The following is a 14339-nucleotide window of genomic DNA, read 5'->3' on the forward strand; positions in this document are numbered from 1 at the left end:
GCGGCAGCGGGATGCGGAGCGCGGCAGGCAGCGTCGTCGGTGAGGGCGCGGCGCGTCAAACGGCGACGAGGGGCTCGTCGCCGGCGCCGAAGCAGACGAAGCCCGGCACGGCCGTCTTCTCCGACGCGTGGGCCAGCGCCTCGGCGGGGGAGCGCCCCTCGGCGAGCAGCGTATGGAAAACCGTCATGAGCGTCAGCGCCTCGTCGTCGCGCACCGGCACCACGCCGGCCACCACGCACGCGGCGTCCCCGTTGCGGGCGGCGTCGTCGAGGAAGGCCCCGGCGAGGCCCAGCGCCGCGCCGTCCACCGGGGCGTGGGCCATCCCGGCGTCGCAGGCCGACAGCACCACGAGACGGGGGATCCGCCGCGCGGCCAGCAGGTCGTAGGCCATGAGCGGCCCGTCGTCGAGCGTGATCTGCGACAGCATGGGCCCGCGCGGGCTGAACATCCCGTGGGCCGCGATGTGGAGCACGTCGGCCCGCTCCAGCGCGGCGAGAGCCTCCGCCCTGGTGGCCGCGACGCGCTGCGACCGCGCGTGCGCGGCGGCCACCATGTCGGCCTCGGCCGCGGCGTGGTCCAGCCCCGGCCCCGCGAGTGACAGCACCAGAGGGACGCCGGCCGGGCGCGGGCGCGGGGCGAGCCACACGGTGGCGTCGGCCGCCACCGACACGGGCCGGCCGCGCAGCGAGGGAAGCAGCGGCCAGGGCAGCGTGCACAACGCTCCGGTGGGCACGATCGTCACCGGCCCGCCGGGCCGGCCCCCCGCGGACGTGAGGGTGCCGGGACCGGACAGGAGGGCATGGTCGAGCGCGGACATCTCACGGGCGATCCCCTCGTCCGCCGCCCCGGGAAGATCGCCCGCGTCGTGCCGGGCGTCGCGCAGGGCGTCGTGCCGGGCGCCGCGCGGGGCATCGCGCAGGGCGTCTTGCAGAGCGCGGCGGCGCAGGCCGTACCGGATCCGCACGGTCGCCTCCACCGCCGCCTGGTAGGAGCCGAGGGCCCGCAGCGCGCATCCCTTCGAACCGGCGGTGACGGCGAACAGGTCGTCGCCGCGCCGTACGAGCTCCACGAGGAGCCCGGATCCGGCGGGCGGCACACCGTGAAGCGCTGACGTGGGAGCCGCGGCGCCGCGCACGACCGCCCGCCATCGCTCGGCCCACACGAGCACCGTCCGCGCGTCGCCCGTCCGCCGGGCCCGGTCGAGGGCGATCTCCAGGCCGAACGCGGCGAGATCCTCGGCGGGCCGCGCCGCGTGCACCCGCAGTTCCGCGTCCCGAGCCGGGTCCCGAGCCGGGTCCCGAGCCGGGTCCCGAGCCGGGTCCCGAGCCGGGTCCCGAGCCGCGTTCCGAGCCGGGTCCTGGTCGCGCGGACCGGCGCCGTCACTCTGGGCGTCGTCACCGTGGGCGTCGTCACTCTGGGCGCCGTCACTCTGGGTGCCGCCGCCCGGCGCGTGCACGGCGTCGATGCCCCGTGCCGCGGCTGCCAGGGCCCGATCGAGGTCCCCGTCCAACCGGTGCCGCATCGCCACCGCGTGCCACCGCACGAGCGGGCGGGTGGCGGTGGCGGCGACGCGATCGAGTTGCGGGAGGGCGGGCGTGATCGCGCCCAGCCGCACGGCCGCCGCCGCGGCGGTGAGCCGCAGCGCCGCCGAGGCCCCGGGCCAGCCGCACGCCGCGAGGTCGTCGGCGCAGGCGACCAGGTCGGTGACCAGGCGCTCGGCCCCCGCCGCGCTCGGCCTGTCGCCGCCTTGGGCCTGCGGCGTCGCATCCCGTGTGCCGTCGGCCTGGGTCTGCGCCATCCCGTCTCGTGTGCCGCCGGCCTGGGTCTGCGCCGTCGCGTCCCGTGCGTGCGCGGCCGGCGGGGTGGGGGTCTCCGCGAGCCGGGCGCGTAGGACGACCTCCCTGGCCAGCGGCAGCCAGGCCGCCCTGCCCTGCGCGTCCAGCTCCGCGAGCGCCGTGCGCGCCGTCGTCTCGGCCAGCGGGGCGTCCCCGGCGAGGAGCGCGGCCTGGGCCAGCAGCAGCCGCGCGCCGGGGAGCGCCGCCTGCGCCCCGGCCGCGACCAATTCGGGCACGGCCTGTTCGAGCAGCGTGCGCGCCTCACCGGGCAGCCGCGCGGCCACCAGCACCTCGGCGAAGTCCGTACGCATCACGGCGAGCCGTTCGGGGTAGCCGAACAGCGCGGCCTCGGCCGCGCGGTATCGCGCGAAGGCGGCGGCGATGTCGCCGCGCCGGGCGGCCACGAACGGCAGGTTGCCCTCCGCCAGCATCGCGATGTGGTCCAGGCCAGTCGCCCTCGCGACCCGGGCGCACTCGGCCAGGTCGGCCTCGCCCTCGCCGTACTGCTCAAGGTAGGTGTGGGCAAGGCCGCGGTTCAGCAGCCCGCCCGCCCGGAAGAGGGGATCGTTGTCCAGCAGGCCGATCGCCCGGTCGCAGTGCCGAACGGCCTCCTCGTGCCGCCCCAGCAGGATCAGGGCGACCGACCGTTGCACGCCGAGCCTCGCGAGGTCCGCTCCCGTGAGATCCCGCTCGGCGAGGTCGGCGAGGAGCAGCCCGCCCTCGGGGTCGCCGAGTTGGGCCCTGACCGTGACGAGCGACATCCTGGCCTGCGCCACCCGGCGCGGGAGCCCATGGCCCGCCGCCGCTATCGCCTCCTCGAGCCGCTCTCCGGCCAGTTCGAGGTCGCCCAGTTCGCGAGCCGCCAGCGCCGTCGCGCGCAGCGCCACCGACGCCGCCTCGCCATACGCGCCCGCGGCCAGGTCCAGTACGGCTCTCGCCTCCGCGAGGGCCAGCCGAGGGTCGGTCGCGGACAGCCGCACGGCGGCCTCGGCCCTGTCGAGCAGGTCCACGTCCAGCGGGTCCTCGGAAGAAGTCATGGATGCGCGTGGATCCAGCGGGTGAAGACGGGAGGGTGGCCGGGCCGGTGGCAGACGACGCTGACCCATCCGGGCGGCAGACCGGCCACCGCGAAGTGGCCGCTGCCGGAGGGCACGCGGACCTTGGCGATGTGCGGGGTCCGCACCTCGATCCTGGCGTCCTGCCCGGGGGCGGGGGACACCTGACCGGCCACCTCCAGGTGCCCGTCGGCGACGGTCGTCTCGACATCGATGACCAGGCCGTCCGCGCTGAAGCGCCGGAGGCCGGCCGGCGCCGCCCCGGCCTCGGAGGAGGAGCGGGCTCCCGGCGGCACGGAGACGTCGACCGGCCCGGCGGGCACTCCTCCGGGCACCCGCAGGCCGAAGACCGCCCGGGCGGAGGCCGACACGCCTTCCGGCACCGGATCGGCGCCCGCTCCCATCCGCAGGGCCGCCAGCAGGTATTCCTCCCTCACGAGGTCTCCTCCTCCACCAGGGTGCGCAGGCGGGCCATGCAGCGGGCCCGGGTGGGACCGATGCTGCCCACCGGCAGATTGAGACGGACGGCTATCTGGGCGTACCGCGCCTCGGGGTGGAGCACGTAGAGGCGGATGAGCGACCGGCACGGCTCACCGAGCAGGTCGAGCCTGCGCCACACCTGCCTGCCGAATTCGGCGTCCACAACCGCGGCCGTGGGGTCGGGCAGCGCCGTGTCCGGCACGTCCAGGTCGGAGACCACCTCACCGCGTGCCCTGCGGCTGAGCCGGGCCGCCTCGTGGCGGGTCGTGGTGACGAGCCACGCGCCGATCCGTTCGGGGTCGCGGATCGCGCCCGCGTTCTCCACGAGCCGGAGCCATGCGCCCTGCACGGCGTCGGCCGCGTCGGCGGCGCTCAGCCCGAACGCGCGGGCGACCGCCCACATCCTGCCGTCGAATCGGGCGACCAGGTCCTCCCAGGCGGCCTGGTCGATGATGGCGAGGGAGTTGTCTGTCGGCATATGTCACTCTGCGCGATCGGAGGGAAGCCTTTGGTGACTGGAACCCTATCGATCTCCGCTCGTCACGACCACCCCGATATCCGCCACCTGCCGGCCGCCGTCGAGCAGGCGCCGTACGGCCCGGCCCGGCGAAGCCTCCCGGCACAGGCGGGCGAGCGCGCCGGTGACGACGGCGGCGGCGAACGAGGTGCCGCTCCAGGTGGCGTAGCCGTGGAAGTCGCCGTAATCGAGGAAGCTGCTGACCAGGCCGACGCCCGGGGCCCAGACGTCCACCCAGGGCCCGTACGCGGAGAAGCCGGCCCTGGCGTCGCCGTCGAGCGCGCCGACCGCGACCACGCCGGGCAGGGCCGCGGGCCAGAAGGGACGCGACGACGCGGTGTTGCCCGCGCACGCGACGACGGCGGGGAAGCCCGCGAGCGCCTCGGTCAGCCCGAGGGGCGGCGCGTCGTCGAAGGTGTGCCCGCCGAAGGAGAGGTTCAGCACGTCGGCCCGGCCGCCGCGCAGCGCGGGGAGCGCGCGCAGCAGCGCCGCCTCGTCGCTGACGCCGTCGCTGTCGAGAAGGCGGAGGGCGCGCAGCCGTACGCCGGGGGCGTGCCGCAGGATCAGCCCGGCCACGAACGTGCCGTGCCCCGCCTGCGGGTCGCGCGCGCCGTCGCCGTCCGCGTCGGGCGTCTCGGCGATGTCGTCGCTGTACCACCGCGCCAGCCAGGGGTGCGGCGCCAGGCCGGTGTCGAGGACCGCCACGGTGACCTCGCCCGGCTCACCCGGCTCGTACGGCGGCGGCGCCGCGGGCAGGGGCGGCCCGCCGGGCCCGCCGAAGAACAGCGGCTGGCCGGAAAGGACGTGGTTGGGGGAGGCGGCGTGCCCCCGGTCGCGGAGCGTGGCCGTCAGGTCGATCACGTCGGTGCCCGGCGGCAGCCGTACGCGATGGACGCGGCCGGCGCCCGTAAGGGGCTCGGAGGCCAGGGTCCACCGGGCGACGGCGGCGGGGGAGGAGGTCAGGAGTTCGTCCGGCCGGATGAGAACGGGCCGTCCCGGAAGGGGTTCGACGAGCCGGCTGTGCATCGGGGGGCCTTTCCGTGATGGTTACGGAACGCGTCCTTCCCGATTCAGTTGGTCGCCAAGCGCAATCGGTATGACCCCCCTCTGGTGCCAGGCTGCGACGGACGGTAGTCTCTCCTACAGTCATCTAACCGTGATCATTCCAAGTATGAGGCCGTTGGGGAAGGCGCACCTCATGCGAATTGGGAGGTCCGGTGGCTGCTGCTCGTGGCGTCCTGTACGTCCACTCGGCTCAGCCTGCGCTGTGCCCGCACATCGAGTGGGCCGTCGCAGGCGTTATTGGCGTTCCCGTCGACTTGACGTGGACCGCCCAGCCCGCCGCGCCCGGGACCTTGCGGGCCCAGGCGGAGTGGGAGGGGCGTCCCGGCACGGCCGCGGCGATCACGTCCTCACTCATGGGCTGGCAGCGCATCCGGTTCGAGATAACCGAAGACGCCTCGCCGGGTGTGGACGGCTCCCGGCACGCCTACACGCCGACGCTGGGCGCCTTCACGGCGGTCGTCGGCGCGAACGGGGACATCCTGATCCCCGAGGACCGGCTACGCAACGTGATGCTGATGGCCGCCCAGGGCCGGGTCGTCCTTGAGGACGAGCTCGACCGGCTGCTCGGCAAGCAGTGGGACGAGGAGCTGGAGTCGTTCCGGTACGCGGGCGAGGGCGCGCCTGTCCGCTGGCTGCACGCGGCCGTCTGACGCCCGCCTCTATACGCGAAGGCGCCGGTCCCCTGAGTGGGGACCGGCGCCTTTCACGCGTCGTCAGAGCGGGATGTTGCCGTGGGCGCCCCGGGCCGGGGTGGCCTGGGAGAGCACCCGGGCGATCGCGCCACGCGTCTTGGCCGGCTCGATCACCTCGTCGATCACGCCGAGGTCGAGGGCGCGCTGCAGGCCGCCCGCCGTCTTCTCGTGCTCCTCGGCCAGTCGGGCCTCGAGCGCGGAGCGCTCCTCCTCCGGGGCGGCGGCGAGCTCACGCCGCTTGAGGATGCGCACCGCGGCGACCGCGCCCATGACCGCCACCTGGATCCCAGGCCAGGCGAACACGCGGGTCGCGCCGAGCGAGCGGGAGTTCATCGCGATGTAGGCGCCGCCGTACGCCTTGCGGGTGATCAGTGTGATGCGGGGCACGGACGCCTCGGCGAACGCGTGCAGCAGCTTCGCGCCGCGCCGTACGATCCCGTCGTGCTCCTGGCCGACTCCGGGGAGGTAGCCCGGCACGTCCACGAGCACCACCAGCGGCACCCCGAAGGCATCACACATCCGGACGAACCGGGCGGCCTTCTCCGCGGAGGTGGAGTCGAGGCAGCCGCCGAGCCGCATGGGGTTGTTGGCGATGACGCCGACCGTGCGGCCGCCGAGCCGGCCCAGGGTGGTGACGATGTTCGGCGCCCACTTGGGGTGCAGCTCCACGCCGGGCTCGTCGAGCAGCCCCTTGACCAGCGGGTGCACGTCGTAGGCGCGGCGGGGGTTGTCGGGGAGCAGGGTGCCGAAGTCGACCTCGTCGACATCGCCGCGCACGCGGCCCTGGTGGCCGAGCAGGCAGGCGAGCTGACGGGCCCGCAGCATCGCCTCGGGCTCGTCCTTGGTGACGACGTGGACGACGCCGCTGCGCTTGCTGTGCGGCTCCGGCCCGCCGAGCGAGGCCATGTCGGTCTCCTCGCCGGTCACGCTGCGCACGACGTCCGGTCCGGTGACGAAGATGCGGCCGTTGTCGGCGAGGATCACGATGTCGGTCAGGGCGGGGCCGTAGGCGCCGCCACCGGCCACCGGGCCGACCACGACGGAGATCTGGGGGACCACGCCCGACGCCTTGGTCATGGCGGCGAACACCCGGCCGACCGCGTGCAGGGACTCCGCGCCCTCGGCGAGCCGGGCGCCGCCGGAGTGCCAGAGGCCGATGATCGGCACCCGCTCGCGCACGGCCACGTCGTAGGCGTGGACGATGTGCTCACAGCCCTCCGCGCCCATCGCGCCGCCCTGGACCCGGGCATCGCTGCAGAACGCCACGACCGGCACACCTTCGACGCGCCCGGCCACCGCACGCACGCCGCTCTTGTCCTCGGGGGTGATCGGCCGGATCGAGCCCTCGTCCAGCAGGTGGCCGAGGCGCACCAGGGGGTCACGATGGTCGACGGCGGCTGCTCCGGCGGCGTCGGCCACCGTCCTGCTGTCCAGCACTGTCATTCGAGACTCCCTAGTCAGACCGTCGTGAAGGCCACGGCGACGTTGTGTCCGCCGAACCCGAAGGAGTTGTTCACCGCCGCGATCTGCCCCCCGGGGAGGTCGCGCGGCTTGGCACGCACGATGTCCAGCTCGACGCCCTCGTCGAGGTCGTCCAGGTTGATGGTGGGCGGAACGACGCGCTCGGCCAGCGCCTTGATCGTGAACACCGACTCGATGCCGCCGGCGCCGCCGAGCAGGTGCCCGGTCATCGACTTGGTCGACGTGACGAGGGGGTGCGATCCGATCGACTTCTGGATGGCCCGGGCCTCGATGACGTCGCCCGCGGGCGTGGAGGTCGCGTGCGCGTTGACATGGAGGATGTCCCGGCCGGTCAGGTCCGCGTCGGTCATGGCCTGGGTCATCGCCATCATGACGCCGCGGCCCTCGGGCTCCGGCTGGGTGATGTGGTGGGAGTCCGCGGACATGCCCAGGCCCGCCACCTGGGCGTAGATCCGGGCGCCGCGGGCCACCGCGTGCTCGTACGACTCCAGCACGAGCAGGCCGGCGCCCTCGCCGAGGACGAAGCCGTCACGGCCCCGGTCCCAGGGGCGGGAGGCCCGCTCGGGCTCGTCGTTCCTCGTGGACATGGCCCGCGCCGCGGCGAAGGCCGCGATGTTCAGCGGGTGGATCGCCGCCTCGGTGCCACCGGCGACCACGACGTCGGCCCGGCCGCTGCGGATCATCTCCATGGCGTAGCCGATGGCTTCGGCGCCGGACGCGCAGGCGGAGACGGTGGCGTGGACCCCGGCCATCGCGCCGAGCTCCAGGCCCACCCATGCCGCCGGGCCGTTCGGCATGAGCATCGGGACGGTGAACGGCGACAGCCGCTGCCAGCCCTTCTCCTTGAAGGTGTCGTAGGCCGACAGCGTGGTGCCGATTCCGCCGATGCCGCTGGACACGCAGACGCCGAGCCGCTCGGCGGGAACCTCGGGGGCGCCCGCGTCCTGCCATGCCTGGCGAGCGGCGATCAGCGCGAACTGCTCACTGCGGTCGAGCCTGCGGGCCTCGGGCCGCGGCAGGACCTCGGCCGGATCGACGGCCGCCAAGCCGGCGAACTTCACCGGCACGGAGTCGACCCAGTCCTCGGTGAGCGGGCGGATGCCCGACCGCCCCTCGAGGAGCGCCGACCAGGTCGATGCGACGTCTCCACCGAGGGGCGTCGTCGCGCCGAGCCCGGTGACTACGACACGTACCCGGTCCTTACTCACTTGTCTGCACTCCTCTTGCTATCAGGGCGTGAAAGGGGGCCGGACGCGCCCTGTCGCCTCGCCGGAGCGAGGCGGGCACGTCCGCGCGACCGTCGTACGGCAGGTCAGGCCTGGATGAAGGTGACGACGTCCTTGACGGTCTTCAGGTGCTTGAGCTGGTCGTCGGGGATCTCGACGCCGAACTCGTCCTGGGCCGCGACGGCGATCTCGACCATGGAGAGCGAGTCGATGTCCAGGTCGTCCACGAAGCTCTTCTCCGGGGTGACCTCGTCGGCCGAAATGCCGGTGATCTCGTTGATGATCTTGCCGAGGCCCGCGAGGATCTCCTGCTCGGTCAGTGCCATGTCGCGACTACTCCTTGGATTTACTGTCTTCCGGTTTCCTGGGTTGCCCCAGCTCTGTACGGCAGGCCGTACAAGTTCCTCAGGGGATCTCGATCACCTGGGAGGCGTAGGTGAGCCCGGCGCCGAAGCCCAGCAGCAGGGCCAGGCCGCCCGACTGGACCTCGCCGCGCTCGATCATGCGCGAGAGCGCGAGCGGGATCGACGCGGCGGAGGTGTTGCCGGCGAGCACGATATCCCTGGCGACGACGGCGTTGTCGGCGCCCAGCTTGCGCGCGATGGCCTCGACGATGCGCAGGTTCGCCTGGTGGGGGACGAAGGCGGCCAGGTCGGCGGGGTCCACGCCCGCACGCTCGCAGGCGAGCTTGGCCACCGGGTGAAGCGCGGTGGTGGCCCAGCGGAACACCGTCTGGCCTTCCTGGTGGAGGAAGGACCGGCGGTCCTTGACCATGATCGCCTCGGCCTTGTCGCCGGCGCTGCCCCAGGCCACCGGGCCGATGCCCGGCCGGTCGGAGGGGCCCACGACCGCGGCGCCCGCGCCGTCGGCGAAGATCACCACCGTCGACCGGTCTTCGCTGTCGACCCACTGGCTGAGCTTCTCGGTGCCGACGACCAGCACGTTGGTCGCCGAGCCCGACCGCACCGCGTCGGAGGCGGCGGCCAGCGCGTAGCAGAATCCGGCGCACGCGGCGTTGAGGTCGAAGGCGCCGGGGGCGGTGATGCCGAGCCGGTGGGCGACGCGGCCGGCGGCGTTGGGAATCGGGGTCTCGATCGTGCAGGTCGCCACGATCACCAGGTCGATGTCGTCGCTGGACAGGCCGCTGGCCGCCAGGGCCTTGCCGCCCGCCTGCACCGCGAGGTCGATCTCCGACTCCTGCGGGCCCGCCACGCGGCGTTCCTTGATGCCGACGCGGCTCTGGATCCACTCGTCGTTGGTGTCGAGCCGGGCGGCCAGGTCGTGGTTGGTCACGACCTGGGCGGGCTGGTAGCCGCCGAACGCGAGAATCCTCGCCGCGGGGGCGCCTTGGCCGAGCCTCACTTCAGCACCTCCCGGGCGGTGTCGAGGTCGGCAGGGGTCTTGAGCGCCACGGTCTTCACTCCGGGCAGGGCCCGGCGGGCCAGGCCCGTCAGCGTGCCGCCGGGCAGCAGCTCGATCATGACGGTGACGCCGTGATCGGCCATCGTCGCCATGCAGGCGTCCCACCGGACCGGGTTGGCGACCTGATCGACCAGGCGGTCGAGGAACTCGCCTCCGGCGTCGACGGCCGCGCCGTCGGAGTTGGACAGCAGCGTGACCGACGGGTCCGCGGGGCTGAGGGCCGAGGCCTCGGCGCGCAGATGGTCGACGGCGGGGGCCATGTGGACGGTGTGGAAGGCTCCGGCGACCGCCAGGGGGCGCACCCGCGCCTTGTCCGGCGGCTCGGCCGCGAAGGCCTCCAGTTGCGCCCGCGTGCCGCCCGCGACGATCTGGCCCGCGCCGTTCATGTTGGCGGGGGTCAGCCCGTGCTTGGAGATCGCGGCGAGGACGTCCTCCTCCGCGCCGCCGAGCACCGCGCTCATGCCGGTCTCGGTGACGGCGGCGGCCTTGGCCATCGCCCGGCCGCGCTCGCGCACCAGGGCGAGGGCCTGCTCGGGGGTCAGCACCCCGGCCATCGCGGCGGCGGCGAACTCGCCCACGCTGTGCCCCGCCACCATGTCGGGCCGGACACCGAGCGTCTCGAACGACGCCAGGGCGGCCGCCACAAGCAGGGGCTGGGCCACGGCGGTGTCGCGGATCTCGTCGGCGCCGACGGTCGTCCCGTATGCCACGAGATCGAGCTCCACGATCTCCGACCATGCGGAGATCCGCTCGCGGAACTCGGGTATCTCGAGCCACGGACTGAAAAATCCTGGGGTTTGGGCGCCTTGGCCCGGAGCGACGATGACGAGCACGTACTTAACCCTGCCCTGTAGAGGTTCACCACACCGATGGAGATCCGAACGAACTTTGTGGCCGCCGCGTTGTGGGGTCCCTACAGTTTCGGTGTCGAACCGATTAAGGCACCCGGCTCAGGTTACGGACAGGCGCCCGAGTATGAGACCCACTTGGAGGGTGAATGCGGACCGCCCCTCCGTGGGCTGGTACCCGGTCAGTTCCGTGATCTTACGTAGACGGTATCGCACGGTGTTGGGATGGACGAACAGCAGCCGGGCCGTCGCCTCAAGGGAGGTCCCCTGCTCCAGGTACGTCGCGAGCGTGTCGAGCAGCGGGGTCCCCGCGAGCGGCTTGTAGACGTTCTCCACCAGCTGGGCCCTGGCGTCCTCGTCGCCGTCCAGCGCGCGTTCGGCGAGCAGGTCCTCGGCGAGGACCGGGCGCGGGGCGTCGGGCCAGCCGGCGGCGGCGCGCAGGCCGGCGATGGCGGCGCGGGCCGACCTGGCCGCCGCGTGCAGGTCGGGCACCTCCGGCCCGATCACGACGGGCCCCGCGCCGAAGCGCGCCACCACGCCGCGCGCCGCGTCCTTGACGCCGTCCGCGCCGCCCACGATGACGATGAGCCGGTCGCCCTGCACCCCGGCGAGCAGCTCGTGGCCGAGGCGCCGCCCCTTGTCGCGCAGCCCGTCGATGACGCTCTGCGGCTCCTCGCCCGGGGCGTACCCGGCGAAGACGACGACGGGCGTGGAGGTCCAGCCGAGCGCGGCGGCCCACGAGTGCAGCCCGTCGTCCACCTGGCCGCGCACCAGCGCGTCCACGATCAGCGCCTCAAGCCGCGCGTCCCACGAGCCGCGCGCCTCGGCCTCCCTGGCGTACACCTGGGCGGCGGCGAAGGCGACGTCGCGCGTGTAGCGCAGCATCGCGTGCCGCAGCGGCTCCGCGCCGCCGGGCGCGGCCAGCTCCTCGACCTGGGCCTCGACGACCTCGACGACGATGCGGACGAGGTCGACCGTCTGCTGGAGCGACACACTGCGCTTGAGCTCGCGCGGCGCGGTGCCGAAGAACTCGATGCTCGGCGTCGGCCGCCCCTCGCCCGCGTGGCCGAACCACTCGACGAACGCCGCGATGCCGGCCTGCGCGACCAGGCCGACCCACGACCTGTCCTCCGCCGACAGCGCGCGATACCAGGCCAGCCGCTCCTCCATCCGGGCCATCGCGGCCGTCCCGAGGCTGCCCATGGCGCGGTCGAGCCGCCGGGCCGTGTCCTCCCTGATCTTGTTGCTCATCGGCATATCGTCTCCGGCCATCCGGACGAAGTCGTCCCTGTGCTCGTCCGTACGCACCTGTCCGCCGTTCCACCCGCCCCGATCGCTCACGCCCTCTAGCGTGCCAGGTCATCGCGGTGATCGTGCCGTACGGGGGTGTGGACGCCGTCACCGCAGGTCGGAAGGGCGGCCCGCGGCCTCAGGCGCCGATGCGGTGAAGGACGACGATGTCGTCCCGGTCGAGGCGCAGCTCGTAGCCCTCGGTCAGGTAGCTGTCCACCACGCCGCGCAGATCGTTGTTGACCGAGGCCACGATCCAGGGAGTGCCGCGCTTCTGGTAGTCCCACCACAGCACGGTCGTCCGGCCGGAAAGCCGCGCGCCGAAGTCGTCGCTCGCCTCCACCACCACGCCGTCGGGGACCAGGCTCATGGCCTGCTCCCTGGCCTCCGTACGCGGGTCGGAGTGGTAGAAGTCCGGGCTCATCAGGTTGTCGAACGGCCGGTAGGGCACCGTGGTGACCGCGACCGCGAAGACCGCGGCGGCGTAGGCCAGCCGCAGGCCGTGCCCGGGGCGCGGCACCCCGCGCCGCTCCAGCCACCGGATGAGCCGGGCCGCGCCGTCGACCCCGGCCATCAGCAGGATCAACACCACGAACGCGTCGTAGTGCCAGCCGGTCGACCACCAGTTGTCCGAGTCGGCCAGCAGCCGCTCCAGGATCAGCGGCAGCGCCGCCAGGACCAGCGGGGACAGCAGGCACACGAACAGCGCAGGCCACAGCAGCAGACCCCAGGTGTCCCACTTCGAGTGGTCGTCGAAGAGCATGCCCACGAACTCGTGCGGCCGCGTGACGGCGCTCCACAGCATCTGCGGCAGATCCTCGCCGAGCTTGGAGTAGCGCGTGTAGTACGCCGGGTTGCCGCCCGCCAGGGGGATCAGGAACTTGCGCACCACCTCGAACACGGCCACCCCGGTGAACGCCAGCCCGGCGCCGAGTCTGCGCTGCCCCGTGAAGAACAGCCAGATCCCGATGCCGGCCACCATGAGGCCCAGGTCCTCCTTGGTGAGCAGCAGGCCGAGCACCGCGAGCAGGCCGGGCAGCCGCCTTCCGGCGTGCAGCCGTTCGACGGCGATCGCGCTCAGCAGCGGCACGAAGGCCACCTCATGGAACTCCACCGCCGTCGCCTGCGCGATCGGCCAGGAGATGGCGTACGCCATGGAGACGAGGTAGGCGTGCGGGGTGCCCAGCACGCGCCGGGTGAACATCCACACGAACGGGATGGCCAGGGCGAACAGCACGGCCTGCGCCACGAGCAGCGTCACGGGCCCGTCGTGCAGCCAGTAGAGGGGCGCCAGCACGGCCAGGATCGGCGAGAAGTGGTCGGCGAGCTGGATGTAGTCCATGCCGAGGCCGCCCGTGACCCCGCGCAGCGGCACGGTGGGCGCCGAGAAGTGTGAGTATCCGCGCACCGCCTGGTCGAAGATGACCAGGTCGTAGGTGGCCACCTGGAAGTGGGCGAACCTGAGCAGCGAGAGGCTGCAGTTCAGGGCCGACGACAACGCGCAGAGTACGGACACCGCGATCAGGTGCCGGTGGGACCTGAGGAACCGTGCGGCGGGGCGCGGGGCCGCCTCGCCGCCCGGCCGTTCCTCCGGTTCGACGGCGGCCGTGGCACCGCCTGGGGCTCCGGACTCCGCCTCGCCGGCTGCCTGGGCGCCTGCCTGGGCGTCTGCGGTGTCTCCGGGCTCGGCGACGGCCGTTCCGTCCACGGCGGCTGCCTCCAGGGTGTCGTCGGGGTCGCTGCCTTCCCGGGGTGGCTCCTCCGCCGGTCGCCCGGACGTCGCGGTCCCCGTGATCACGAGGAGGAGAGTAGGCCCTTTGGGCGGGAACGGTCTATACAGGCGTATCTCCGGAAATGCCTCGATGGGACATGTGACGCTCCCACCTGGGCCTCCTCCCGGGTGCCGATGAATCTTTCACCGGCACGTCTTCGACCGGCGAGGGACGGCGTCCATACGGGCGGGACGGCGTCCGTACGGGTCAGATGACGGCGACGGCCGTGATGAGGCCGATGAAGAAGTGCGTCACGCCGAGGAGGACGGCGGCGGGCTGCAGCGTGGTCTCCCGGACCAGCTCGCGCACCGAGATGCCGGCGACCTTGTCGAAGGCCACCATGCCGAGCGTCTGCACGGCGATGCCCACCAGGCCGAACACGAGCGTCGCGAGCAGTCCCTCGCGCAGCGCGCCGCCGGACGACCAGATGGAGGCCGCCACGACGAGCCCGACGCCCGCGACGCTGGAGGCGGCCAGCACCGTGGCGTTGGGATTGCGGTCGGTACGGATGACCTTGCTGAGCCGCCCGGGCGTCGCCAGGTCGATGACGTAGAACCCGGCGACGAGCAGCAGCACGCCCAGGATGGCGTACGCGAGGATCGCCAGGGCGCCGTGCGCGAGCACGTCGGCGATGGAAGTTGTGGTGTTCACGGGG

Annotated in this window: 13 protein-coding genes; 1 reads left to right on the forward strand and 12 read right to left on the reverse strand. The window is 73.4% G+C overall.

What is annotated here, in order from left to right:
* Positions 1-55 precede the first annotated feature (55 nt).
* Genes ACGFIB_RS10315 through ACGFIB_RS10330 form a run of 4 tightly spaced genes read right to left on the reverse strand, consistent with a single transcriptional unit; the run spans position 56 to position 4913 of the window.
* On the reverse strand, positions 56-2872 hold the full coding sequence (locus ACGFIB_RS10315) for a CHAT domain-containing protein (RefSeq protein WP_393370360.1): 2817 nt from the start codon (positions 2870-2872) through the stop codon (positions 56-58).
* The gene (locus ACGFIB_RS10320) at positions 2869-3327 is read right to left on the reverse strand and encodes a hypothetical protein (RefSeq protein ID WP_393370363.1); all 459 of its coding nucleotides are present in this window, start codon (positions 3325-3327) and stop codon (positions 2869-2871) included. The genes ACGFIB_RS10315 and ACGFIB_RS10320 overlap by 4 nt, the downstream gene beginning before the upstream one ends.
* The gene (locus ACGFIB_RS10325) at positions 3324-3848 is read right to left on the reverse strand and encodes an RNA polymerase sigma factor (RefSeq protein WP_142572992.1); all 525 of its coding nucleotides are present in this window, start codon (positions 3846-3848) and stop codon (positions 3324-3326) included. The genes ACGFIB_RS10320 and ACGFIB_RS10325 overlap by 4 nt, the downstream gene beginning before the upstream one ends.
* Before the next feature lie 45 nt (positions 3849-3893).
* Positions 3894-4913: a S8 family peptidase gene (locus tag ACGFIB_RS10330; RefSeq protein ID WP_393370366.1), complete on the reverse strand. Its 1020-nt coding sequence runs from the start codon at positions 4911-4913 to the stop codon at positions 3894-3896.
* Positions 4914-5104: 191 nt separating this feature from the next.
* Here ACGFIB_RS10330 and ACGFIB_RS10335 point away from each other — a divergent pair, with 191 nt between their 5' ends.
* Entirely contained in the window at positions 5105-5602 is a 498-nt protein-coding gene (locus ACGFIB_RS10335; protein ID WP_189105043.1) for a DUF3145 domain-containing protein, read from the forward strand.
* A 63-nt stretch (positions 5603-5665) separates the two neighbouring features.
* Here the strand turns inward: ACGFIB_RS10335 and ACGFIB_RS10340 are convergent, their stop codons facing one another.
* The 8 genes from ACGFIB_RS10340 to ACGFIB_RS10375 all read right to left on the reverse strand — a co-directional run bounded on the left by ACGFIB_RS10340 (position 5666) and on the right by ACGFIB_RS10375 (position 14335).
* The gene (locus tag ACGFIB_RS10340) at positions 5666-7087 is read right to left on the reverse strand and encodes an acyl-CoA carboxylase subunit beta (protein WP_142572988.1); all 1422 of its coding nucleotides are present in this window, start codon (positions 7085-7087) and stop codon (positions 5666-5668) included.
* A 14-nt stretch (positions 7088-7101) separates the two neighbouring features.
* A complete protein-coding gene (gene fabF, locus ACGFIB_RS10345; RefSeq protein ID WP_191051292.1) occupies positions 7102-8334 on the reverse strand; it encodes a beta-ketoacyl-ACP synthase II in 1233 nt (410 codons plus the stop codon).
* Between the two features lie 104 nt (positions 8335-8438).
* Positions 8439-8678 carry an acyl carrier protein gene (locus ACGFIB_RS10350; RefSeq protein WP_142572985.1) on the reverse strand — a complete coding sequence of 80 codons (240 nt, stop codon included), beginning with the start codon at positions 8676-8678 and terminating at the stop codon, positions 8439-8441.
* A 79-nt stretch (positions 8679-8757) separates the two neighbouring features.
* Entirely contained in the window at positions 8758-9714 is a 957-nt protein-coding gene (locus ACGFIB_RS10355; protein WP_357245967.1) for a beta-ketoacyl-ACP synthase III, read from the reverse strand.
* Positions 9711-10607, reverse strand: coding sequence for an ACP S-malonyltransferase (locus ACGFIB_RS10360; protein WP_357245970.1), 897 nt, complete (start codon positions 10605-10607; stop codon positions 9711-9713). Before ACGFIB_RS10360 ends, ACGFIB_RS10355 begins: the two co-directional genes overlap by 4 nt.
* Before the next feature lie 117 nt (positions 10608-10724).
* Positions 10725-11894: a PucR family transcriptional regulator gene (locus ACGFIB_RS10365; protein WP_393371452.1), complete on the reverse strand. Its 1170-nt coding sequence runs from the start codon at positions 11892-11894 to the stop codon at positions 10725-10727.
* Between the two features lie 157 nt (positions 11895-12051).
* Entirely contained in the window at positions 12052-13710 is a 1659-nt protein-coding gene (locus tag ACGFIB_RS10370) for a DUF2079 domain-containing protein (protein ID WP_393370370.1), read from the reverse strand.
* A 181-nt stretch (positions 13711-13891) separates the two neighbouring features.
* Complete coding sequence (locus ACGFIB_RS10375) at positions 13892-14335, reverse strand: DUF350 domain-containing protein (protein ID WP_142572977.1); 444 nt, start codon at positions 14333-14335, stop codon at positions 13892-13894.
* Positions 14336-14339 lie beyond the last annotated feature (4 nt).

Source organism: Microbispora bryophytorum (assembly GCF_043197435.1).
GTDB classification, from domain to species: Bacteria; Actinomycetota; Actinomycetes; order Streptosporangiales; family Streptosporangiaceae; genus Microbispora; species Microbispora bryophytorum.